Genomic DNA, 21,048 nt, shown 5'->3' with positions numbered 1-21,048 from the left:
CTAAAAATTTTATGAAAAATTAAATAGGTTTGATTCGGACCGCGCATATCTTAAAACCGGGCATTTTACAGGCTGGATCTAAGGCTTCTCCGATTAAATCATTCACGTTTTGAGCATCTGCCCAATGGATGGGAACAAAAACGGTATCTTTTCTGATTTGTTCCGATAATTTGCTGCGGACAGTGATGCTTCCCCGCGGGGATTCTATTTTTACGAGAACACGGTCTTCAATATGGAAGGACGCCGCTGTTTGCGGATGGATTTCCATAAATGATTCAAAATGTCTCGCGGCAAGGGCGGCGCTTTTTCTCGTTTGGACGCCTGTTAAGTAGTGAGACATGACCCTGCCTGTCGTTAAATACAGCGGATAATCGGCTGTCGGCTTCTCTTTTGGAACAGCCGGTTCGTTTGGAATCACACTTAATGCCGCTTTTTGGTCCGGATGTGCAAATGAGTCCGCAAACAAGCGTCCGGTTCCGGGGTGATCAGGTTCCGGACATGGCCAGTGAATGCCGCCTTCACGTCTGAGCCTGTCGTATGTGATGCCTGAATAATCGGCAATTCCGCCTCGGCTTGCCTCTCTTAATTCATTAAAAATATCCTCTGCTGACGTGTAAGAAAAGTAACGGCCTTTCCCGAGAGCGGATGCGATCTTACAAATGATCTGCCAATCGTGCTTTGCTTCTCCAGGACACGGCCGGCTTGCTTCTCTTAATGTCACGCGGCCTTCGACATTTGTCATGGTGCCCTCATCTTCTAAGTAAGAGGAGGCGGGCAAAATCACATCTGCGTATGTTGCAGTTTCAGAAATAAACAAATCGATTGCGACAAAGAAAGTCAGTTTTCTTAAAGCTTTTTTCACGAGATTTGCATTTGGACTGGAAACAGCAGGGTTAGAGCACATGAGGAACAGTCCTTTGATGTCGCCGTCATTGATTTTTTCCATTATTTCATAGGCTGAGACACCTTTTCGCGGGAGTTCATCCTGATGGATTCCCCACACTTTCGCAATATGCGCCCGGTGTTCTTCATTTTCGATAGAACGGTAGCCTGGAAGCTGATCGGCTTTTTGGCCATGCTCTCTGGCGCCTTGCCCGTTGCCTTGTCCGGTGATCGCCCCGTAGCCCGAGTAAGGTTTGCCGATTTTTCCTGTGATCAGCACCATGTTTAAGAAGCCTTTCACAGCCGCTGTTCCATCGGTTTGCTGTTCGATCCCGCGGGCTGTAAACAGCATGCCGGACGTTTCCTTGGCAAACTTCACGGCCGCTTTTCGCATGTGCGCCAGCGGGACACTCGTCTGTTCGGCGATATCATTCAGGCTCAGCGCGTCAGTATGCTGCTTCAGCTCCTCGAATCCATTTGTTCGTGATCGAATGAAATCCTCGTTAATGAGCTGTTCGTCGATGATGATTTTGACGAGACCGTTGGCAAGAGCGGCGTCTGTGCCGGGTTTGATTTTCAGATGAAGATCGGCGATTTTCGTTGTCGCTGTTTCACGGGGATCAATGGCAATGATGTAAGCTCCGTTTTCTTTCGCTTTTTCAAAATACGGCATAATCGTAGGCTGGCATTCCGCAATATTGGTGCCGGCCAGTATGATCACACGGGTGTGGGGGATGTCTGATAAAGGATTCGTTAAGCCTCTGTCCGCGCCGAATGTTTGGTTGGCTGCGGTTGCTGCGGCGGACATACAAAGTCTCCCGTTGTAGTCGATGTATTTTGTCTGTAAGCCCACCCGCGCGAACTTCCCTAACAAGTACGCCTCTTCATTCGTTATCGAGGCGCTTCCGTATACAGCCATGGCGTCATGTCCGTGTTCAGTTTGGATCATTGTCACTTGGTCTTTGATATGATTCAGTGCTTCTTCCCAGGAAACAGGCATAAACTCGCCGTTTTTCTTCAACAGCGGCCGGGTGATGCGGGAGGAGTTCAGGGCATGCTGGTGGGCGTTCATGCCCTTCATGCATAACCGGCCCTGTGTCGTAGGATTATCAATCCCGATCGCTGTGTACTTTTTCCGTGTAACGATGGTTTGTTCCACGAGCTGCATTTTGCACTGCATGCTGCAAAACGGGCATTGGGTGTCATACGTTTTTTCTGATTGGATGTCTTGCTGTTTCTCGCGGAAATATCTAAGCAGTCGTTCAGTCAAAATGCCTCATCCTTTCTTATGTGCGCCTGCCTCTATGGGCGGGTTTTGAATCAGTGACAGGTCTGTTTGAAGGCTTTCCAGCAGCTGTGTCCTTAGATCCTCTTCAAATAGCACTTCTCTGATATGCACGATCCCGAGACGGTCCATCCACTGATGTACGGCTTCCTCGTAATGAGCCGTTTCACGATAATATTGGATCAGTCCTTTGATCATGCCGGCAGTGCTGTCTGCGTTGTCTGTCACGCAAAACAGGGCTCCGGTACGGGCATGAGTTCCCCGGACACCGCCGATGTAAATGTCCCAGCCAGCTTTTGTCCGAATCGCGCCGACATCTTGTATGGCGGCATCGGCGCAGTCTGTTTCACATGATAAGCTGATAGAAATATAGGCGGGCATGGAAAGCATCTCAAGATGTCTCTCGATCTGGGCTGCCAGATGCTGAATCGATCGGTTTTGTCCGCATGTACATGCTTTGACACTTTGCAGTGCGCGGCGGTGTTCATTGGAGCAAACGGGCACTTTCAGGTCTTTTTTGATGTTCGGGAGATCCGCAGGTTTGATCCCGGAAAGCTTCAGTCTTTGGCCGTGAGTGATGGATACGCCAGGGATGCTGTATGCCTCGATGATGTCAGCGATATTTCTTAGTTGCTCCGCGTTCGTCAGCCCGCCGTACATTTGCGGAACCAAGGTGTATGTATCTTCGGCGGCTGATTCAGGCTGAACAAAACCAGGGTGCAGCATTTCCAGGTAGTATTGAATCGCCGGGACACACTTGCTGCATCCGTTTTTCGTTTTCCAGCCAAGCTGGCTCATCGCTTCTGCCGGATCAGTGCATGGTCTGCGCTGAAGCTCAGCAATGATGTCGTCTTCCGTAAAATCGGTGCATCCGCAAAACGCAGGTGTGCCGGCGGGCTCTGTATATTCGCCGCTGGTCATGTGCTTCAAAAGATCTTCAACGAGCGGCTTGCATCCTCCGCAGGAGCCGGATGCTTTGGTGCAGTGCTTGACTTCCTCAACAGTTGTTAAGCCTTTCGTGTGCACCGCTTCTTCAATCCCGCCTTTAGTCACTGAGTTGCATTGGCAAATTGTTTCACTGGAGGGCATGGATTCAAATAATGTGCCGGTTTTCTCCGGTTCGATGATCTGCTTTTTGACAATGGAGATGTCTCTTTGTTTAAGCAGGCTGTCGAGAAATCGTTGCTTGTCACGTGTGTCTCCGAATAAAATAACGCCGGCCAGTTTGTCATCCTCAAAGAGTGCTTTTTTATAAACGCCGGCTTGCTCATCGTAGATGTTGATGCTCGTCGTGCGTTCATCTTCGTGAATCTTTCCGGCTGACCACACATCAATTCCAGCTATTTTTAAAGCTGCAGATGGTGCTGAGCCTTGATATCCCTTACATAGAACGCCGCAAATATGTTTGGCGAGAACATTTCCCTGCTCATAAAGCGGGGCTACCAAACCATATACCGTTCCGTTATGCTCGGCGCATTCCCCGACGGCATACACATTCGGTTCGCTCGTCTGCATGTAGTCATTCACGATGATCCCGCGGTTTACTGCAATTCCGGCTGATACAGCCAATTCAATATTCGGCCTCACGCCAGCTGCCATCACAATCAAGTCTGCTTTCAGTGAAGATCCGTCTTTAAAACGGATTCCGTCTGCCCGCGAGGTGCCAGAAATGGATACGGTTTCTTTCTCTAAAAGAAAGGTTAAGCCTTTTCGTTCCAGCTCCGTCTGTAGCAGCCGCGACGCCGTTTGATCGAGCTGTTTTTGCATGATGCCGGCGGAGTGGTGAATGACGTTGACATCCATGCCGAGATGCTGTAAACCGACAGCAGCTTCCAGTCCTAATAAGCCGGCTCCGATCACCGCTGCCTTTTGATAGTGTTCGGCCATGATCATCAATGCTTGGCAGTCTTCTATTGTTCGAAATCCGTAGACGCCTTCTTTGTCTGCCCCGGGGATGGGGAGAATATGAGGGGAGGAGCCTGTTGCCACAATTAATTTGTCATAAGACAGCGTGCGCTTCCGATCCGTGATGACCAGCTGCTGATCTGTATCAATTTGGACAACCGTTTCGCCCGTGTAAAGGGTAATCCCATACTTGGCGTACCAATCCTTGCTGTTTAATGTAATGTCATCGAGTGACGCCTCACCCTGCAATACAGAGGATAAGAGAATGCGATTATAGTTGGGATGTGGTTCGCTTCCGAAAATGACAATCTCGAACATTTCGCGATTCAGCTTCAATACTTCTTCAATACAGCGGATTCCGGCCATTCCGTTCCCTGCTAACACCAATCTTTGTTTCTTCATGTGCCAGACCTCCTTTGATTCTCCTATTAAAAATTATGTCACAACGCATTGTTAACGCATTAAACGTGTCATAAAAACTTACACATGTCTTTTCCAGAAAAAAATGGTCATATATCCTTAATTCAGAAAATTTAAAATAATTAAGGATCAAGAAAGGGGAAACTTATGAAGCTGTCGGAACTGAAAACTAGCGGTCATCCACTCACTTTGCTCTGTTCCTTTTTATACTTTGATGTGAGTTTTATGATATGGGTTATGCTTGGGGCGCTGGGTGTTTATATTTCTCAGGATTTTGGCCTGTCTCCTTTTGAGAAAGGGCTTATCGTGGCTGTGCCGATTTTATCAGGATCTGTGTTTCGTATCATTTTAGGAATATTAACGGACAGAATTGGACCGAAAAAAACGGCAGTGATCGGGATGCTGGTGACAATGATTCCGCTGCTTTGGGGGACATTTGGCGGCCGGTCGCTGCCTGAGCTGTATGCCATCGGAATTCTGCTTGGCGTGGCGGGGGCAAGCTTTGCCGTTGCGCTGCCTATGGCAAGCCGTTGGTATCCGCCACATCTGCAGGGGCTTGCGATGGGGATCGCCGGCGCGGGGAACAGCGGCACCTTGTTTGCAACCCTGTTTGGCCCGCGTCTTGCAGAGCAGTTCGGCTGGCATATTGTCATGGGAATTGCGCTTATTCCTTTATTGATCGTCTTTGTTCTTTTTGTATCCATGGCAAAGGATTCTCCTGCACAGCCGGCGCCGCAGCCGCTCAAAAACTATCTCCATGTGTTCAGGCAAAAGGAAACATGGTTTTTCTGCCTGCTGTACAGCGTCACATTCGGAGGATTTGTCGGGCTATCAAGCTTTTTATCTATTTTCTTTGTCGATCAATACCAGCTCTCAAAAATTCACGCTGGTGATTTCGTTACATTATGTGTGGCGGCGGGGAGCTTTTTCCGGCCTGTCGGGGGCTGGATTTCGGATCGTGTCGGCGGCACGAAAGTTCTTTCTGTATTGTTTGTCATCGTGGCCCTGTGTATGGTCGGGGTCAGCAGCCTGCCGTCTCTTTCAATGGTCATCGTTCTTTTGTTTGTCGGAATGATGGGGCTCGGAATGGGGAACGGAGCCGTATTCCAGCTCGTACCGCAGCGCTTCCGCAAAGAAATCGGCATGGTGACCGGAATTGTCGGCGCGGCCGGCGGTATAGGAGGATTTTTTCTGCCGAACATCTTAGGATCGCTAAAACAGATGACAGGCACATATGCTATCGGTTTTATCACGTTTTCCTGTATCGCGCTGCTGGCGTTTGCGCTCGTGCTTGCCGCAGGCTATTACTGGAGAAAAAGCTGGAGCGCGGAAAGCAGCCCCGCTGATATTTAGGCTTTGACGGACACGCATGTGTGCGTGTCTTTTTTATTTTCTCTTGATTTTCATCAGTGAACCTATCAAAATAAATAGTAATTATTACGATTTGTTAATGAGAGGAGTTTTCTGATTGAATCAACATACGCCGCTTCCGGGAAAACCGGAACGTCTTCAATACTTTGGGTCGGTCAGTCCGATAAAAGGCGAGAAACCTGTAGAAAAAGAGAAAATGAAGGATCTGCAAAATATCAGGAAGGATTATTTTTTTGACATTCAGCATGTAGGTGTCGCTAATGTATCCCATCCGGTCACAATCACTTCTGCTATGACGCCTGCTGAGCAAACAACGGCTGCAAAATTTACAATGACTTGTGATTTGCGGAGAAATCAGAAGGGGATTAACATGAGCCGGTTAACAGAGCTTCTGCAAGTCTATCATCAAAACGGCTGGATTCTCTCATTTTCCTCACTTCAGCAATTTACGAAAGAGCTTGCGGAAAACATGGGCCAGTCCTCTGCTTCAGTCGAAGTGTGGTTTCCATGGTTTTTCGAACGGAAAAGCCCGAAACTTGAGAAAGCGGGTCTGATGCATGCTGACATATTGATGTCTGTCACCTATCGCGAAGATCAGCCGTTTGAACAGCGTGCAGGCATTTCAGCGAAAGTAACGACTCTATGCCCTTGCTCCAAGGAAATCAGTGAATACAGTGCCCATAATCAGAGGGGAACGGTCAGCATTTGGGCTGATATTCATCCGGCCGCATCGCTGCCAAGCGATTTTAAAGCCGATTTGCTTCACGCCGCAGAATCAAATGCCTCTGCGAAGCTGCATCCGGTGCTGAAGCGCCCTGATGAAAAAGCCGTGACGGAAACAGCATATGAAAACCCGAGATTTGTTGAGGATCTCGCCCGGCTGATTGCCGTGGATTTGTATGAGCTTGAATGGGTGTCAGCCTTTGAGATTGAATGCCGCAATGAAGAATCGATTCATCTCCACGATGCCTACGCGAAGCTGCGTTTTTCGAAACAGGTGGATAGAATATGAAACGCTCATTATTAATTGTTGCAGTTCTTGTGCCGGCCAGCCTGCTGTCAGCGTGTTCTTATCATACGGAAGAACACGCAAGTTCAAATACGAAGAAAACGGAGCACATAACGGCCGCCCGAAAACCAGAAAAAACAAGCATTGATTGGACAAAGCCTTCAGGCGGTGAATACCCGGATATTAAGCAGAAGCATGTCTGGATTGATGTGGACGTGAAGGAACAGAAGGCTTACATCAAAGAAGGAAGCAAAACCATCTATACAATGATCGTCTCGTCAGGACTTGATCAAACAAAGGACGACGCTACGCCAAAGGGCACTTTTCATATAGAGCCTGAACGGGGAGAATGGTTTTTCTCCGAAGGATATCAGGAAGGAGCGGAATACTGGGTTTCATGGAAAAACCATGGCGAATTTCTATTTCACAGTGTGCCGATGACAAAGGATAAAAAAGTCATCGAAAAAGAGGCACAAAAACTTGGGGGGAAGGCATCTCACGGATGTATCAGGCTGACCATCCCAGATGCAAAATGGATATATGAAAACATCCCTGAACATACAAAAGTTGTGATCAGCTGAACTAAAAAGCGGTTGACAAAAAGGAAAAAAGAACATACGATTTAAATCGTAACAATTACGTTTTGTAGAGAGGAGATTCTCCCATGTATAAATGGCTGATCATTGGCGGCGGCATCCAAGGCACAACCTTGGCTGTGCATCTGGTGAAAAGCAGAAAGGCATCGATTAAGGATCTTGCTGTCATTGATCCCCATGAACGGCCTCTTGAATGCTGGAAACGAAACACTGGCCGCATTCAGATGAAATACTTGCGCTCTCCATCGGTTCATCACGTGGACACAGAGCCGTTCAGTCTGCAAATGTATGCGGATAAAAGCCAATGGCCGGAAGTGTTCTTTGGAAGGTATAAGAGACCCTCGCTGTCGCTCTTCAATCAGCACTGCGAGGATGTGCTGGATGAGATACATATTGAGCAAGCATGGAAAACAGGCACAGTGACAGATTTGAGAAGGACAAACGGGTTGTGGGAAGCGGAGACAGATGCCGCTGGAACAATTACGGGTGAACGAGTGGTTTTAGCCATGAGTTTTTCTCATCAGCCTTCATGGCCGGAGTGGGCAAAACCATTTCAGAATGACGGCATTTATCATGTGTTTGATAGAGATGTGGACGATGTAAGGAATGAAAGTGTGCAAATGGCAGTTGTAGGCGGGGGGATAACGGCGGCTCATTACGCCATAAAACTCGCAGATGACGGCCATGATGTCACGATGCTAGTGAGGCATCCGTTCCGAATCTATGACTTTGACAGTGATCCGGGCTGGCTTGGTCCGAAATATATGAAAGCATTCAGTAAAACGATAGACTATCAAAAGAGAAGGCAATGGATCACAAGCGCGAGACATCGCGGCTCTTTTCCAAAGGACATTTCAAGAACGCTTGCTGTCTATAGGGAAGAGGGCAGAGTAAAAGTTATTCAGGATGACATTGATTCTTGCCAAAAAACAGTTGACGGCAAGATACAGATACACGGTAAGAACAGCGAATCGCCATACGAATATGAGCGTATCGCACTGGCAACAGGTTTTACCTCGGACATCAGCCGGTTCGAGTGGGTACAGAGAGCAGCGCAAGCCGAGCAATTGCCTTATGCAGGCTGCGGTTTTCCGATTGTCGGCCAGGATTTGCAATGGGGAAAAGGATTATACGTAATGGGAGCCTTTGCTGAATTAGAAATCGGGCCGACAGCGAGAAATATTTCCGGAGCGCGAAAAGCTGCTTACACTATTGCACATACGGCGAAGCATACATTTTAAATCGTAATCATTCTATTTTATAAGGGGGACATTACCATGAAAAAAATCCCGGTTACCGTACTGAGCGGTTATCTTGGAGCGGGAAAAACAACATTGCTGAACAGCATTTTGCAAAATCGCGAAGGCTTAAAAATAGCAGTCATCGTCAACGATATGAGCGAGGTGAACATTGACGCGGGCTTGGTGAAGCAGGAAGGAGGCCTTTCCAGAACAGATGAAAAGCTTGTGGAAATGTCAAACGGCTGTATTTGCTGTACGCTTCGTGAAGATTTATTAATTGAAGTCGAGAAACTGGCGAAGGAAGGGCGGTTTGATTATATCGTAATCGAATCAACAGGAATCAGCGAACCGATTCCGGTGGCCCAGACTTTTTCTTATATCGATGAAGAGATGGGAATCGACCTTACAAAATTCTGTCAGCTGGATACGATGGTGACAGTTGTTGATGCCAACCGTTTTTGGCATGATTATCAGTCAGGCGATAGCCTTCTGGACCGCAAAGAAGCACTGGGGGAAGGGGATGAAAGAGAAATTGCCGACCTCTTGATCGATCAAATCGAGTTTTGCGATGTTCTGATCTTAAATAAATGTGATTTGGTCAGCGAGCAAGAGCTCGAACAGCTTGAAAAAGTGCTTCGCACACTGCAGCCAAGGGCCAAATTCATTCGTTCCGTCAAAGGAAATGTAAAACCCCAGGAGATTTTACATACAGGGTTATTTAACTTCGAGGAAGCGAGCGGATCTGCCGGCTGGATTCAAGAGCTGACGGCAGGACATGCGGAACACACCCCGGAAACAGAAGAATATGGCATCTCATCATTTGTGTATAAGAGACGGTTGCCGTTTCATTCTACACGGTTTTATCGCTGGATGGATCAAATGCCAAAGAACGTGGTTCGCGCAAAAGGAATCGTCTGGTGCGCATCTCATAATAACCTCGCTTTACTAATGTCGCAAGCCGGGCCGTCGGTTACGATTGAGCCTGTATCCTATTGGGTGGCGGCACTGCCAAAGCTTGAGCAGGAGCAAGTCAAACAGCAGGAACCCGAAATTTTGGAGGACTGGGATCCAGAATTCGGCGACCGCCTGACGCAGCTGGTGTTTATCGGAACAGACTTGGATGAAGACGCAATTACGAAAGAGCTTGATCAATGCCTGCTGACTGAGTATGAATTTGATTCCGACTGGTCGCTGTTTGAGGACCCGTTTAAATGGAAGCTGAATCAATAGAAAAAAAGCCGTCTCCTGCGGAGCGGCTTTTTTTAATGAAACGTTTGTTTAAACATAATGAGCGTATTTTTTCTCAAGGATATTCTGAAAAACGGCCGCTGCTGAGCAGATTGCCCAATAAATGAGAGCAGTCAGAATATACATGGTCATGTAATCAAACTCTCTGCCTCCGATGATTTTCGCATGCTGGAGCAATTCCGGCACTGTAATCATCGCAGCGAGAGAGGACGCTTTGATTAAGTCGAGCAATACATTGGCAAGCGGAGGCAGCGCAATACGGATCGACTGCGGCAAAATGATGCCTCTCATCGTCTGCCAATAGGAAAGTCCGAGCGAGGATGCGGCTTCCCACTGTCCTTTTTCAACAGATGAAATGGCTGAACGGTTAATTTCCGCAATGTAGGCGGCGCTGTTAAGGCTAAAGCCAATTAAAGCGGCCGTGACAGCGGAAAATTCAATGCCGATATAAGGAAATCCGAAATAAAGGATAAACAAGATCACCAAAATCGGAACGCCCCGCATAAATGAGATATAGAGCTTCGCCGGCCATCTTAACAAGGCAAGCTGAGACATTCTGGCGAGTGATATGAACAGGCCGATCACCGTTCCCGCAAACATGCTCACAAAAGAGATGAGCAGCGTATACCCAATGCCTCTTATGACATAAGGAAACGATTCAATTGCCAGCTTCGTGTTAAAAATATATTCCCACTGAATGCTATTAATCATGGCGTCCGATTACAAATCAACGTCCTGAACGTCGACATCCAGTTTTTTTGATACATCTGCTTTATTGAAGAATTGTTCCGACAGCTTAGTCAAAGTGCCATCCTTGCTCATTTCTTTCAATGTTTCGTTCATCTTTTTCTGAAGTGCTGCATTGCTTTTTTTCATAACAAGTGCCTGTTTGTTCGGCATGTACTTGATGTCAGGGTGGATCGTAATGTTGAGATCCGGGAATGCTGCGAGCGCAAGTGTCTGCAGGTAATAGTCGTTTAAAATGACATCAGTGCGTCCGTTGGCGACATCTTTTAAATACTGCTCGTTGGTCGCATTATCATAAATCACTTCTTTGGCGCCGTATTTTCTCGCTACATCCATGTAGACTGTCGTAGCTGCGCCAGCCGCTTTCTTCCCTTTTAAATCTTTAAGCGTTTTAATCCCTGATAAATCGTCTTTTCGGACAATTGCTGTGCCGTATGAATATTTATATGGAGTGGAAAACGCGAACTTCTTCTCGCGGTCCTTCGTTACATCGATGTCATTTGCGGCTGCGTCAACCTGTCCGCTGTTCACCGCTGTCAGCATCCCGTCAATGCCCATCTCCTTGAACTCAACCTTCAGCCCCAGGCGTTTTGCCGCTTCACGAACGACTTCAACCTCGTAGCCTGTCAGCTTATCGGAACCAGAATCGGTATCGTGGTAAGAAGTAGGATAAAGCGTGCCGGATGTAGCGACAACGATTTTCCCTTTGTCTTTGATCTGTTCCCAGCCTGTATCCTTGGAACCGGCTTCATTTTTGCCGGAACAGGCTGTCAATATAAGAAAGAAAGCCATTGTAAAACTGAATATAACGGCTTTGGATTGCATGAATGATTTCACCTTTGTTTCCCCCAATCTGTTAATCAACTAAAAAGATAGCATTGAACATAAGGGGTTGCAATATGTTGATGACGTTTTCAAAAAGTTCGAATTGTGTGTACAAAAGCGTGTGAGCGTTTAAAAGCGGCTATGAAGGGAAGGAGTGATAAAAAAGGAGTTGTCTAAGGATGAAAGCACTGACACATCAAGGGAAAGAGCATGTGAAAGTGAAGGAAGTAGCAGGCCCCGAAATTAGCCAATACTGTATGAAATGATGAAGAAGCATGTAGTTGATCTTCTGCATAATTTAAGTCTTGCTGATGTCCATAAGGCATATGATATATTCAATAAGAAAAAAATGGAAACCATCAAAGCTATATTGAAAACATAATGGGGGAGTCAAATGAATATTTACAAACCAGCCGGATTCTGGATCAGACTGGGAGCTTCATTGCTGGATTACATTATTGTCTCGGTGCCTCTTTTGCTGATCTATTGGCTGATTACAGGAAAAGACCCGAATGACAGCATGTTCATCAGTTTGATTGTTCTGCTGTACTCTATTTTGCTGCCGGTGTTTTGGAACGGCTACCTTATCGGAAAAAGAATCTGCGGAATCAGAATCGTAAAAAAAGACGGATCACAGGTCAGCCTGTTAACGATGTTTTTGCGGGTTATTGTTGCCGGCCTGGTTTACGGCATCACCTTCGGACTCGGCTTGATCGCCAGCCTGATTCTCATCGGCGTGCGAGAAGACAAACGGACACTGCATGATTTAATCGCGGGAACGTATGTCACTTACGCGTCACCGGGTGAAGAAGAACTTGATAATGACGAACAGATCAGAAAGAGCGAATAATGGTTCGCTCTTTTTATTTTGTATGCATAAAAAATGAAATGCAGCAAAACATATGAAAAATAGGATTGGAGGAATAAATTGGATGAAACGAATAAAAATCAATATCATCACAATGTTCATAGTCGCGGCTGTCATTTCTCTGACCGGCACAGCGGAAGCCGCTGAAAAACAGCAGCAGCCTCCCGCTAATGTTTCACTGACAGATCAGCAAAAGAAAGAAATTGAACAGCTGGAAGCAGACATACTAAAAAAGCGCAAAGACGTAATCTCAAAATATGTGCAATACGGCGTCCTGCCTAAAGAAAGAGGAGAACACATCAAAAATCACATGGACAAACACTTTGAAATGATGAAACAAAACGGCTTTGTTCCAAAGCCCCATCCTCATGCGCATAAATTTGAAAAAAGGCATTAAGACGGTAAGCATCCAATGGAAATTGGGTGCTTTTTTGTTGTGAAAAAGTTGTAATTTAGAAAATAACATCGTTCAAACCGTTTATATCGTATAATAAGATATAAAGGAGTGATATGATGGAAATGGATTTCATAGCTAAACTAAATCAGCAGTGGACAGATATTTATTATTTATTACATTACAAACATAAAGATAATATTTCTCACCAGGCAATACGGCTCATGCAGCATATTGAAAAGCAAGGCGAAGCAACAATAGGGGCTTTGGCTGAATACTTGTCTGTCTCTCACAATACAGCGTCAGAGCATACTAAACGTTTAATTCAAAAGGGATTTTTAGCTAAACGGCGAAGTCAGCAGGATGAACGAAAGGTTTTAGTTTTCTTGACACAAAAAGGAAGATCTGTTCTTGAACAGCATACACAGCTAGATAAAGAGAAGTTAAAAGATATAATTGAACGAATGAGCACATCAGAAAAGGAATTACTTGAAAAGGCATTTGAACTTTTAAGTAAGGAAGCTAAACAATGGTAGTTTTAAGCAAAGTAATCATCTCTGCGTTGATTATCGGTTTTGTTACTGAAATAGCAAAAAGACATCCGACCTACGGGGGAATCATCGCTGCTTTGCCCCTAGTCAGTTTATTAAGCCTTTTTTGGATGCAATTACAGGGTGAAAAAACAGCACAATTAAGTCAATTTGCATCTGGTGTGCTTACAGGAATCCCTGCTACAGTTTGTTTACTCGCTATTTTGGCGTTTTTGCTGAAATTTCATGTACCGTTCTGGTTAGCATTCTGCGTTGGAATACTAGGATGGGCTGTATTTTTATGGATGCAAAAGATTTTTCTCAATATATTTGTAACTGAGTGATAGAAAGGAGATGCTATGTTTTTAAAAAAGGTTACCCTTCTTCGAGATAAGATTTCGGACTTTGACAAATTTCCATTTTCTATTCCGGCTATCAGTCAATTAAATGAAATTTTATTTACTAGCCCAGTGACTTTTTTTGTAGGAGAAAATGGATCTGGCAAGTCTACTTTGCTTGAAGCGATAGCAGATAAGTGTGAATTCAATACAGCGGGCGGAAGCCGGAATAATGTCTATGAATTACAGGAGTCGGACTCTCATTTAGGAGATTACATACGTTTATCTTGGCTCCCAAAGGTAACAAATGGCTTCTTCTTAAGAGCTGAATCGTTTTATCATCTTTCTCTTCATCTGGATGAGAAGGAATTAGATGCTGCGCAGCCATACCGTTCTTATGGAGGGAGGCCGCTGCACAAGCAATCACATGGAGAGTCCTTTATGTCTCTATTCTGTCATCGCTTTAAAGAAAAAGCGATTTATCTTTTAGATGAGCCAGAAGCAGCACTTTCTCCAGCCAGGCAGCTGGCTTTTTTGAGAGTTATATATGATTTGGTGAAGGGTGGAAATGTACAGATGATCATTGCGACTCACTCTCCAATTCTGCTGGGCTATCCCAATGCTAATATTTTAAGCTTTGATGGTGGAAGAATACATCATACAGAATATGAGGATACAGAACATGTTCAATTAACACGATATTTTCTTGGACAAAGAGAAAAAATATTGGCTGAGCTGTTCCGCGACTAATATCGAGTTGATCTGAAACGCGTTTCATAGCCTATTATAGGTTTATCAATAGTTCAGGAGTGATAAACACTATGATCCACCAGCATCCAGAATCTTTTCCGAAACATTTTTTGTGGGGCTCTGCTTCGGCAGCGTACCAGATTGAAGGCGCTTGGAACGAAGATGGCAAAGGCCCTTCTGTATGGGACGTGTTTACGAAAATACCGGGCAAAACGTTCAAAGGAACTAATGGCGATATTGCGGTTGACCATTATCACCGTTATAAAGAAGATGTCGCTTTAATGGCTGAAATGGGCTTAAAAGCGTATCGATTTTCCGTCAGCTGGCCGCGGATTTTTCCAAAAGGAAAAGGGGAGGTCAATGAAGCAGGCCTTGCGTTTTACGATAACCTGATTGATGAATTGCTTTCTCATAACATCGAGCCTGTTCTGACTTTATATCACTGGGATTTGCCTCAGGCGCTTATGGACGAGTATGGCGGCTTTGAATCAAGAAATATCATAGAGGATTTTAATAACTATTGTATTACTCTTTATAAACGTTTTGGAGACAGAGTAGAATATTGGGTTACGTTAAACGAACAAAACTACAATTTTAATCACGGATTTTTTACAGCCATGCATCCGCCTGGAGTGAAAGACAGAAAACGATTTTACGAAGCAAACCATATAGCGTTCCTGGCTAATGCGAAGGCCATTGAATCTTTTAGGGAATATGTGCCTGAAGGCAAAATAGGTCCAAGCTTTGCTTATTCTCCGGCATATCCTTTATCTAGCCATCCAGAAGACATACTGGCTTTTGAAAATGCTGAAGAGTTTATGAACAATTGGTGGCTTGACATGTATTGCTGGGGAACCTACCCGCAAATTCCTTTCCGCTATTTAGAAAAACAGGGCTGGGCGCCGACAATCGAAGCGGGAGATATGGAGCTGCTTGCCAAAGGGAAGCCTGATTTTGTAGGTGTCAATTATTATCAGACCATCACCTACGAACGAAATCCGCTTGATGGTGTGTCAGAAGGAAAAATGAATACAACAGGACAAAAGGGGACCAACCAGGAAACAGGGATACCCGGAGTATTTAAAACGAAAAAAAATCCGCATCTGACAACGAGCAACTGGGATTGGACAATTGACCCAATTGGATTGCGTATCGGCCTTCGACGAATTACAAGCCGCTATCAGCTTCCAGTGTTTATCACAGAAAACGGTTTGGGTGAGTTTGATAAGGTTGAAGACGGCACTGTACAAGATGATTATCGAATTGATTATTTGCGTTCGCATCTTGAGCAATGCAGACAAGCCATCAGCGACGGTGTCGATTTGATAGGCTATTGCAGCTGGTCGTTTACTGATCTGTTAAGCTGGCTGAATGGCTACCAAAAAAGATATGGATTTGTATATGTCAATCGCGATGAAGAAAATACACATGATTTAAAACGTTTGAAGAAAAAAAGCTTTTATTGGTATCAGGATGTAATCAAGACGAATGGAGAAAGTTTATAAGAGTCCCTGAGAGTCACTCTCTCAGGGCTTTTTCATTACACAGAAACAGCATCAATAATATAAGTGTCGGCGTGCAGATCTGACTTCTCAGCCGGCACAGTCCAGCATGTCAATTGATAGTCCCCTTTAGGAAGATCAAAGGACAGCCTTTTAGACATAATGCTTTCAATCTCAATTCCGTTTTCTGTGACATGAAAAGGAACAGTCACTTTTTTTTCGTAGGAGTTTACAGTTTCTGAACTGTTAAGGCGCAAAAGAATAAATGCCTTTGTATTTCTCTGAGCCTCAAAGGAAATTGCTCCGTCCGCCGCAGCATATCCTTTTTCGATCGCTTCGTCAGTCCAATCCATGACAGGAGGTGCGGAATCCTTTTGAAATACAGTAAATTGATGATATGAAATCGACAGTTCTTGCGGCTTCCATGACTTGATCAATGTGCTGTTCCTCCTCTTTTAACTGTTTACTGAATCGTGAATAAAACCTTTGTGCCGTCAGGGTAATCGGTAAGCTGATGCCCGACCCAAGAACCTGCACCGCGGTTGTCAGTGGGAGAAATATATTCTACAGAAGCTCCCTCACCGCCTTCTTTGCACATGGCCATTGGCCATTCATCTCTGTCATACCCCGTTTTAGGCGGTACGTCTTTTAATGATTGCTCACGGCGTTCCTCAGCTCCGTCCCTGTCGATGGTACACACATCTGAGTGCCCCTCATTTATCGCATCCTTTATATGTTTTGCCGTTTCGGGATAACGGTCAGAAGGGAAGGCGATTGTTTCGTCATATTGTTTCGTTTGAGACGTTTTTTGATCAGCTGAGAAAAAGTCTCCCTTTATCAGGCTGACAGCTGCAGCTGCTATGACGACAATGACGAGAAGTATCGTTTTTATGATGTCCATCGTGATGTTCACCTCCCGCAATTAGCAACTTTAAAAACTGATCCAAGAGTAATCCAGAAAGCGTTTAGTGTAAAGGTTAAAATCTTATGTTTTATACTCAGTTTATTGCAGAAATCGTAATTTTAGCTGGTCGAAATATTTGTTTTCAGTAAAATACCGTTGCCAATTTACAATAATGATAGTAAGTCATCGGCCGTTTTCAGGTTGATCAATCATTTTAAATTGGCTTATGATACCGGTAAGCTCCTCAGCTAATTGAGATAGCGTTTCAGAAGCTGCAGTAATCTCTTCCATCGCAGCAAATTGCTCTTCTGTTAATGCAGCGGCCTGCCGGGTATTTTCTGTAGATTCTTTAATGTCAGCCGTATTGGCTGCAAAGGAATCGTTTATTTGATGCGCACTGGCTGAAATGTTTGATACAGATGCTGATAAATCACTGATCTCGGCGCTGATTTCACCTGTTGCGGCTGCAATTTCCTTAAATGCATCTTTTGTGCGCTGGATCATGGTGACACCTTCGGCAGCCTCTGTTTTTACATGCTCAACTGACCTTGCAGATTGGTTCATATCTTTTTGTATCTCTGTAATTAATGTTGAAATTTGTCCTGCAGACAGTTGAGACTCTTCCGCTAATTTACGTACTTCATCGGCAACAACAGCAAAGCCTTTCCCATGTTCACCGGCTCTGGCAGCTTCAATCGCTGCATTCAGCGCAAGCAGGTTTGTCTGATCGGCAATTTGGGTGATGACGGATAAAATTTGTTCAATTTGTTTAGAGCGGCCGTCCAGCTGCTGTATGATTTCCCCGCTTTTCTGAATCGAATGGTGTATCGCATCCATTTGTGCCTGTACATCTGCAATTTCCTTTTGTCCAATGTCGGCTTTTGATTGCGCAAGCTGTCCTTTGTCAGCAATAGCAGCAGTATTTGAAGAAATATCCCGTATGTCTGCTGAAGCTTGTTTCAGCGAGCTTTCACTGTTTTCGATTCGGGTGATCTGATGCTGGGCTCCATTTGCAATGTGCTGTACAGCTTCTGTGATCTTTTCTGAAGCTTGATTTGTTTCCTCTGCTCCGGCTGAGAGCTGCTGGGAGGCTGACGCAAGCTGAAGGGCTGATTGCTGCACGGTTTGAATGGTATTGTTCAGTTTCATTCTCATCTTATTGTAATAGACGCTGAGTTCTGATAGCTCATCACCGGATTTATCTGATACCTTTATTGTCATATCTCCGTTTCCAGCACTTTCAAAGGCATATTTTAAAGCGTTGAGCCGCTTATTGATTCTTCTGGTGAAAAGCAGGACAAGGATGACTGATACAATAATGACGATAGCAAGAACGATAGCGAATTGAGCGAAGAGTGACTTGGTAAGCGATGCTAAAATGCTTTGGTTGGCTCCGGTATACAGCATGCCGATGATGTCCCCGTTTTGATCTTTTAAAGGCATGTATGCCGTCTGATAAGAGGAGCCTGCCACGTCTGCTTGTCCGTAGAATCGTTTTCCGCTCTTTAAAACAGCGTCAATAACTTCAGAAGAAGCCTGAGTGCCGACAGCTCTTTCGCCGCTCTTCATGACATTGGTTGCAACACGAGTATCTCCTTGGAAAATGGTAACCGTATCACCTGTTTTTTCACCAAGCAGATCAACAATATCTTCATTTCCGTTGATTTGGATCTTGCCTTTATACAGCTTATTGTTTTTTACTTGCCAGTCCCCTGAAATGACATCATCAATATAAATGCTGCTTAAAGCGAGATCGCCTTTCGCTTTTTCAGTCGCCATTTGTTTCATGCTTTCTGTAATTTCCTTAAGCATTACAGTACCGACTGATACCGAAAACAAAAGAATAATCACGAAAACCATGCAGAGAATTTTTGTTCCTAGCTTAAGCTTTAGTTGTTTTATCAACATAATTCCTCCTTTTTGTGATTTGTAGGTCATATTACTTATCGGGTTTTTAGGTTTAAAGCTTTATTTGGAAAATAATAAAACCGGCCTGATCTACAGGCCGGTTGTGTGACGCTATTCAAGGTTTGCGTGGTGGGTGAACATGGTTTCAGAATCGAGTCCTTTTTTCTCCATGAGTTTTAAAATCACTGCATCATAGAATAGCAGCAATGTTTGCTCAAATAATGAACCCATTGGCTGAATGGTTTTATAGCTTCCGTTTGACCGGTCTTTAGGGGACCCGGGCATTTTGACGATGAGATCCGCTTGTTTTCCGATGCTTGATTCCGGATTGATGGTTAAAGCGGCAACGATCCCGTGTAAGCTTTTTGCTTTTGCAGCTGTATGGATCAAGCTCTTTGTCTCCCCTGATCCTGAGCCGATAATGACAAGATCTCCCTCGCGGAGCGGCGGAGTGAGAATCTCACCGGCAATATGAGCGTTGAAGCCCATGTGCATCAATCTCATCGCGAAGGATTTTGCCATCAGGCCAGACCGCCCGGCCCCTGCAGTGAAAATTTGATGGGACGATAGAATGTGATCGGCGAGCTGATCAGCTTCTTCATTAGAAATATAAGCCGTTGAACGGTGTAACTCGTTTAGAATTTCCGTTACGAATTCAGTCGTTTTCATATGATTTATCCTTGGGCAATAAGCTGTTTCATTTTTGAAGCTGTTTCCGCTTTATCGGCTGCGCTTGTAATTCCGCCCCCAACAATGACAAGGTCAGGATTTTGTTTGATCACTTCTGGCAGTGTATCAAGTTTGATCCCGCCCGCAATTGCGGTTTTTGCGTTTTTAACGGTATTTTTGATTGTCGTTAATTCTTCGAAAGAGTTTTTGCCCTCTGCTTGAAGATCATATCCAGTGTGGACGCAGATGTAGTCAACACCGAGTGCGTCAATTTCTTTCGCACGGGATTCAATATCTTTCACGTTAATCATGTCTACCAAGATTTTCTTCTTCTGTTTTTTGGCTTCTTCTACTGCGCCTTTAATCGTTGCATCGTCTGTAGCCCCTAAAACGGTGATAATGTCAGCGCCTGCTTCAGATGCTTTCATGATTTCATATCCGCCGGCATCCATGATTTTCAGGTCTGCTAAAACCTTCAATTGCGGAAATGCTTCTTTTATTTCTTTAACGGCTCTAAGGCCCTCATTAATGACAACCGGTGTTCCGATTTCAACCACGTCGATGTATTGTTCCACTTCTTTGACAAGCTCGATGGCTTCCGGGATGTTGACGAGGTCTAATGCCAGCTGTAATTCCATTGTTGATCCACTCCCTTTTTCGAATTATTTTTCATTCTATAGGTTCACTCTTTTGCTGAGAAGTAGGCACTTTGAAGTCAACTAGTTACTTGGAGGATACTGTGAGTAGAGGCAATCAGATTTCTTTCGCTTGGTTTTAGGAGTGAGTATAATAAAAAGGAGTCTGCAAAAAAGTAAGTAAGTGATGATACGTATCTAACATACAAAAAATATACTAAGGGGGGATTTCTTTTGAGCCGGATGGACGACAAAAGGTTTAATTGTGAGAAGGAATTAACGCTTGCGGTGATCGGCGGTAAATGGAAAATGCTCATTTTGTGGCATTTAGGAAAAGAAGGCACGAAACGGTTCAATGAATTAAAAGCTTTGATTCCTGATATTACGCAGAAGATCCTCGTGAATCAGCTGAGAGAGCTTGAGCAGGATATGATTGTTCACAGGGAAGTGTATCCGGTTGTCCCGCCGAAGGTTGAATACTCCTTGACCCCGCAAGGAGAAAGCCTGATGCCTATTCTTGATGCCATGTATGAGTGGGGGAAAGGCTATATGGAGCTGATTGACATCGATAAAAATGTCATAAAGGAATCATTGTAAGGTGCTCTTGAATAAGGGTGCCTTTTTTTTGCCTGTTTTTCGGTTTTTGCGCGGTAAACATATGGGATGTAAAGATTGTAAATGGCTTTCAACAATAAATGGGATGGAGCGGAAAGGATCATTTTAAAAATTTTTATTTTTCTGTAAATAATGTTTAGTGGAAATTATTGCGGCATCCCGCAAAAATATCCCAGTAAATAAACTGGAATCTTTCGGTATCCCGCATGAAACTTTTCACCCATTTTTCGGTGATAAAAACATTTTTTTCATTTAAAGTGAACGGTAGTAAGGTAAAAAATATTGAAAACAATGAATAATTAGCCAAAATTGTATCGTGTTTGGATGAGAGATCTTGCGGTCTTTATTTGCTTGTGTTAAACCCCGCAATGATGATTGATGGCAGTTGTTTTGACAGCGGCAATCT

At 44.6% G+C, this 21,048-nt stretch carries 21 protein-coding genes; 12 read left to right on the top strand and 9 right to left on the bottom strand.

Annotated elements, in window-relative coordinates; translation table 11 throughout:
* Positions 1–19: 19 nt before the first annotated feature.
* Together nasC and nirB are read right to left on the bottom strand one after the other, a co-directional pair.
* The gene (gene nasC, locus LWH95_RS03065) at positions 20–2,152 is read right to left on the bottom strand and encodes an assimilatory nitrate reductase catalytic subunit NasC (protein WP_133488556.1); all 2,133 of its coding nucleotides are present in this window, start codon (positions 2,150–2,152) and stop codon (positions 20–22) included.
* A 6-nt stretch (positions 2,153–2,158) separates the two neighbouring features.
* Positions 2,159–4,474: a nitrite reductase large subunit NirB gene (nirB, locus tag LWH95_RS03060; RefSeq protein WP_232918934.1), complete on the bottom strand. Its 2,316-nt coding sequence runs from the start codon at positions 4,472–4,474 to the stop codon at positions 2,159–2,161.
* Positions 4,475–4,639: 165 nt separating this feature from the next.
* Between nirB and LWH95_RS03055 the strand changes: the two genes are divergently transcribed.
* From LWH95_RS03055 to zinU, 5 genes are all read left to right on the top strand, one after another.
* Positions 4,640–5,845: an MFS transporter gene (locus LWH95_RS03055; RefSeq protein ID WP_232918933.1), complete on the top strand. Its 1,206-nt coding sequence runs from the start codon at positions 4,640–4,642 to the stop codon at positions 5,843–5,845.
* Between the two features lie 115 nt (positions 5,846–5,960).
* Positions 5,961–6,875, top strand: a complete 915-nt coding sequence (folE2, locus tag LWH95_RS03050; RefSeq protein ID WP_232918932.1) for a GTP cyclohydrolase FolE2 — start codon at positions 5,961–5,963, stop codon at positions 6,873–6,875.
* The gene (locus LWH95_RS03045; RefSeq protein WP_232918931.1) at positions 6,872–7,453 is read left to right on the top strand and encodes a L,D-transpeptidase; all 582 of its coding nucleotides are present in this window, start codon (positions 6,872–6,874) and stop codon (positions 7,451–7,453) included. The genes folE2 and LWH95_RS03045 overlap by 4 nt, the downstream gene beginning before the upstream one ends.
* 83 nt (positions 7,454–7,536) lie before the next feature.
* Positions 7,537–8,709 carry an NAD(P)-binding domain-containing protein gene (locus LWH95_RS03040; RefSeq protein WP_232918930.1) on the top strand — a complete coding sequence of 391 codons (1,173 nt, stop codon included), beginning with the start codon at positions 7,537–7,539 and terminating at the stop codon, positions 8,707–8,709.
* A 36-nt stretch (positions 8,710–8,745) separates the two neighbouring features.
* A complete protein-coding gene (gene zinU / locus LWH95_RS03035; RefSeq protein WP_019257431.1) occupies positions 8,746–9,939 on the top strand; it encodes a zinc metallochaperone ZinU in 1,194 nt (397 codons plus the stop codon).
* Positions 9,940–9,987: 48 nt separating this feature from the next.
* Here the strand turns inward: zinU and LWH95_RS03030 are convergent, their stop codons facing one another.
* Positions 9,988–10,668, bottom strand: coding sequence for an amino acid ABC transporter permease (locus LWH95_RS03030; RefSeq protein WP_003241140.1), 681 nt, complete (start codon positions 10,666–10,668; stop codon positions 9,988–9,990).
* Between the two features lie 9 nt (positions 10,669–10,677).
* Positions 10,678–11,541 carry a transporter substrate-binding domain-containing protein gene (locus LWH95_RS03025; RefSeq protein ID WP_232918929.1) on the bottom strand — a complete coding sequence of 288 codons (864 nt, stop codon included), beginning with the start codon at positions 11,539–11,541 and terminating at the stop codon, positions 10,678–10,680.
* A gap of 382 nt (positions 11,542–11,923) precedes the next feature.
* Here LWH95_RS03025 and LWH95_RS03020 point away from each other — a divergent pair, with 382 nt between their 5' ends.
* The 6 genes from LWH95_RS03020 to bglC all read left to right on the top strand — a co-directional run bounded on the left by LWH95_RS03020 (position 11,924) and on the right by bglC (position 15,914).
* Entirely contained in the window at positions 11,924–12,379 is a 456-nt protein-coding gene (locus LWH95_RS03020) for an RDD family protein (RefSeq protein WP_003241134.1), read from the top strand.
* An 82-nt stretch (positions 12,380–12,461) separates the two neighbouring features.
* Positions 12,462–12,794, top strand: coding sequence for a YckD family protein (locus LWH95_RS03015; protein ID WP_232918928.1), 333 nt, complete (start codon positions 12,462–12,464; stop codon positions 12,792–12,794).
* A gap of 116 nt (positions 12,795–12,910) precedes the next feature.
* Positions 12,911–13,327 (top strand): MarR family winged helix-turn-helix transcriptional regulator, encoded by a 417-nt coding sequence (locus LWH95_RS03010; RefSeq protein ID WP_232919008.1) that lies wholly within the window; start codon positions 12,911–12,913, stop codon positions 13,325–13,327.
* Positions 13,321–13,665 carry a DUF3147 family protein gene (locus LWH95_RS03005; RefSeq protein ID WP_232918927.1) on the top strand — a complete coding sequence of 115 codons (345 nt, stop codon included), beginning with the start codon at positions 13,321–13,323 and terminating at the stop codon, positions 13,663–13,665. Before LWH95_RS03010 ends, LWH95_RS03005 begins: the two co-directional genes overlap by 7 nt.
* 15 nt (positions 13,666–13,680) lie before the next feature.
* A complete protein-coding gene (locus LWH95_RS03000) occupies positions 13,681–14,409 on the top strand; it encodes an AAA family ATPase (RefSeq protein WP_232918926.1) in 729 nt (242 codons plus the stop codon).
* Positions 14,410–14,480: 71 nt separating this feature from the next.
* Positions 14,481–15,914: a 6-phospho-beta-glucosidase gene (gene bglC / locus LWH95_RS02995; RefSeq protein WP_232918925.1), complete on the top strand. Its 1,434-nt coding sequence runs from the start codon at positions 14,481–14,483 to the stop codon at positions 15,912–15,914.
* Positions 15,915–15,949: 35 nt separating this feature from the next.
* On the opposite strand, the gene nin is transcribed toward bglC, so the two are convergent.
* The 5 genes from nin to hxlA all read right to left on the bottom strand — a co-directional run bounded on the left by nin (position 15,950) and on the right by hxlA (position 20,030).
* The gene (gene nin, locus LWH95_RS02990) at positions 15,950–16,348 is read right to left on the bottom strand and encodes a DNA-entry nuclease inhibitor (RefSeq protein ID WP_003241129.1); all 399 of its coding nucleotides are present in this window, start codon (positions 16,346–16,348) and stop codon (positions 15,950–15,952) included.
* A 26-nt stretch (positions 16,349–16,374) separates the two neighbouring features.
* A complete protein-coding gene (gene nucA, locus LWH95_RS02985) occupies positions 16,375–16,824 on the bottom strand; it encodes a DNA-entry nuclease (RefSeq protein ID WP_232918924.1) in 450 nt (149 codons plus the stop codon).
* A gap of 174 nt (positions 16,825–16,998) precedes the next feature.
* Entirely contained in the window at positions 16,999–18,723 is a 1,725-nt protein-coding gene (gene tlpC / locus LWH95_RS02980) for a methyl-accepting chemotaxis protein TlpC (RefSeq protein ID WP_232918923.1), read from the bottom strand.
* Positions 18,724–18,834: 111 nt separating this feature from the next.
* Positions 18,835–19,392 carry a 6-phospho-3-hexuloisomerase gene (gene hxlB, locus LWH95_RS02975; RefSeq protein WP_232918922.1) on the bottom strand — a complete coding sequence of 186 codons (558 nt, stop codon included), beginning with the start codon at positions 19,390–19,392 and terminating at the stop codon, positions 18,835–18,837.
* A gap of 5 nt (positions 19,393–19,397) precedes the next feature.
* Positions 19,398–20,030, bottom strand: coding sequence for a 3-hexulose-6-phosphate synthase (gene hxlA, locus LWH95_RS02970; protein WP_060397902.1), 633 nt, complete (start codon positions 20,028–20,030; stop codon positions 19,398–19,400).
* A 231-nt stretch (positions 20,031–20,261) separates the two neighbouring features.
* Here hxlA and hxlR point away from each other — a divergent pair, with 231 nt between their 5' ends.
* Positions 20,262–20,624 (top strand): transcriptional activator HxlR, encoded by a 363-nt coding sequence (hxlR, locus tag LWH95_RS02965; RefSeq protein ID WP_003241118.1) that lies wholly within the window; start codon positions 20,262–20,264, stop codon positions 20,622–20,624.
* Positions 20,625–21,048: the final 424 nt, after the last annotated feature.

It is taken from the genome of Bacillus sp. G16 (genome assembly GCF_021282335.1).
In the GTDB taxonomy this organism is placed as follows: Bacteria; Bacillota; Bacilli; order Bacillales; family Bacillaceae; genus Bacillus; species Bacillus inaquosorum.
Note: the sequence above shows the minus strand (reverse complement) of the source record. Positions and strands in the feature narration are given on the sequence as shown.

Coding starts and splice junctions, on each gene's coding strand:
- nirB (WP_232918934.1), bottom strand. CDS start 4,474: ATGAAGAAACAAAGATTGGTGTTAGCAGGGAACGGAATGGCCGGAATC.
- LWH95_RS03055 (WP_232918933.1), top strand. CDS start 4,640: ATGAAGCTGTCGGAACTGAAAACTAGCGGTCATCCACTCACTTTGCTC.
- LWH95_RS03045 (WP_232918931.1), top strand. CDS start 6,872: ATGAAACGCTCATTATTAATTGTTGCAGTTCTTGTGCCGGCCAGCCTG.
- LWH95_RS03040 (WP_232918930.1), top strand. CDS start 7,537: ATGTATAAATGGCTGATCATTGGCGGCGGCATCCAAGGCACAACCTTG.
- zinU (WP_019257431.1), top strand. CDS start 8,746: ATGAAAAAAATCCCGGTTACCGTACTGAGCGGTTATCTTGGAGCGGGA.
- LWH95_RS03030 (WP_003241140.1), bottom strand. CDS start 10,668: ATGATTAATAGCATTCAGTGGGAATATATTTTTAACACGAAGCTGGCA.
- LWH95_RS03020 (WP_003241134.1), top strand. CDS start 11,924: ATGAATATTTACAAACCAGCCGGATTCTGGATCAGACTGGGAGCTTCA.
- LWH95_RS03015 (WP_232918928.1), top strand. CDS start 12,462: ATGAAACGAATAAAAATCAATATCATCACAATGTTCATAGTCGCGGCT.
- LWH95_RS03010 (WP_232919008.1), top strand. CDS start 12,911: ATGGAAATGGATTTCATAGCTAAACTAAATCAGCAGTGGACAGATATT.
- LWH95_RS03005 (WP_232918927.1), top strand. CDS start 13,321: ATGGTAGTTTTAAGCAAAGTAATCATCTCTGCGTTGATTATCGGTTTT.
- LWH95_RS03000 (WP_232918926.1), top strand. CDS start 13,681: ATGTTTTTAAAAAAGGTTACCCTTCTTCGAGATAAGATTTCGGACTTT.
- bglC (WP_232918925.1), top strand. CDS start 14,481: ATGATCCACCAGCATCCAGAATCTTTTCCGAAACATTTTTTGTGGGGC.
- tlpC (WP_232918923.1), bottom strand. CDS start 18,723: ATGTTGATAAAACAACTAAAGCTTAAGCTAGGAACAAAAATTCTCTGC.
- hxlB (WP_232918922.1), bottom strand. CDS start 19,392: ATGAAAACGACTGAATTCGTAACGGAAATTCTAAACGAGTTACACCGT.
- hxlA (WP_060397902.1), bottom strand. CDS start 20,030: ATGGAATTACAGCTGGCATTAGACCTCGTCAACATCCCGGAAGCCATC.